The following is a 1,645-nucleotide window of genomic DNA, read 5'->3' on the forward strand; positions in this document are numbered from 1 at the left end:
GCCTCGGCGCACGGGATCTTTCCACCCGGATTGTTTATGCGGCGAACCCAATGTTGGTGACGTATTCGTACTGTCCCCATTGGCTGCCGAGGTCCACGATTTGGTCAACCCACGCTGCGTCGAGTTCGGAATCATTGCCCGCTGCCCATGCCTGAATAATGCGGTCCCAGTGCCGAATATTCAGCGTGCGGTATTCGACGACGCGATGCCGGGGCCGGTCAACGGCGGACTGATTGACGGGGTGGATTTCCACGCGGGTGCCGCGTCCGGATTTGTTGAGCCTCTGTGCCAGGTGCCGGGCGACGTTCGTACGGCGCACGGTGCGGTAGGCGGCTTCGATCTGCTGCAGGCTCTTGCGCGAGGGGTTCCGCTTGCCCTCGCGCAGCGCTTTGAGGGTGTCGCCGGTGAGGGTGAGGCCCGCCGCGCGGGCGGCCTGGAGGGCGTGGCCGGTGCGCGTCAGGTAGTTCAGGCGGGCCATGAGCCCGCGGCGGGCGGTGATGGGGGTGGCGATGCCGCCCGCGAGGGCGTCGAGCTGGCGGGCGACGGCCTGATGGCCCTTGATGCCCTGGGCGCCGTACTTCCCGAATTCGATGTGCCGGTCCGGCATGGGGTGCTCTCCTTACCTGAGATTCAGTGCTCGCCGACGGGCGTGCCGAGGGTGTACTGGTCTTTGACCTTGACTTCGGCCACGCCGCGGCCCTCGGGGAACACGCGGCGCCAGTCACCACCGGTGACGTGGAGTTCGTCGGTGCCCATGGCGCGCACGACGGTGAGTCCGGCGGTGTGGGCCTTGTGGGCTTTCATCCAGAGGTTGGCGAAGGCCTGGCTGCGGATGAGGTGCATCCAGTCGGGGCGGAAGAGCTCCCGGTTGTAGTTGCTGTGGCCCATAGTGGACACGAACTTGGAGTACATCGCCTTCACGTATTCCAGCGTCACCTCGTCGCCGGATTCGATCGCGGCGTCCCGGGCGTCCTTGAGGGCGACGCGGAGCTTTTCCAGCAGGCCCTCAGTCGAGCCGGACGTGTAGGACTCGAGGATCTCGGGGGCTTGGCAAAGGTTGTACTTGGGGCCGGACAGGCGCAGCAGTAGCCGCAGGGTGGGTTCGGTGACCCACAGCGGTCCGGGCTCCTCGCGCTGCCCGAGAGGGCTGGGCAGCACGTTGTCGTGCTCCCAGTCGGGTGGGGTGATCAGGTGAATGCCCGCGCGGCGCCGGTCATGCTCGATGGCGCCGGTGGTGTGTTCGAGGTGCCCCAAGGGCAGGTGGGTCTTCAACGCGCTGAGGTAGGCGCCGTTGATGTCCAGCGCGGTCACTTCGTGCGCGCCGGGCGACAGCTCGAGGCGCGTCCACTTCGGGCGGGCCTCCCACACCTGGTCTGCGGCCGTCGCGGACGCCTTGCGCAGCTGCTCGGGCAGCCAGGGGTGGGCCACGATGTCGTACCGGCCGCCCTTGCGCGTCTCGTCCAGCAGCGCCATGACGTCCGGGATCGCCTTGTTGATCAGGGCGGCGGTCGCGGCCTCGACGTCGCCCTGGTGCTCGCGCAGCGCGGCCGCGACGGCCTGCCCGATCAGGTCGGGCATGTCGTCGGCGGCCTGGACGCGGCGGCCGACCGGCACCACCTTCACCCCGCGCCCGGGGCTGCGGACC

Annotated in this window: 1 protein-coding gene and 1 pseudogene; both read right to left on the reverse strand. The window is 68.6% G+C overall.

The window, feature by feature from the left end; genetic code table 11:
• Positions 1–34 precede the first annotated feature (34 nt).
• Entirely contained in the window at positions 35–607 is a 573-nt protein-coding gene (locus ABZ953_RS39355) for a transcriptional regulator (RefSeq protein ID WP_361734347.1), read from the reverse strand.
• A gap of 23 nt (positions 608–630) precedes the next feature.
• Positions 631–1,645 (reverse strand): annotated as a pseudogene (locus ABZ953_RS39360) (transcriptional regulator); the annotation flags it as partial.

This window comes from Streptomyces sp. NPDC046465, from assembly GCF_040646035.1.
Classification (GTDB): domain Bacteria; phylum Actinomycetota; class Actinomycetes; order Streptomycetales; family Streptomycetaceae; genus Streptomyces.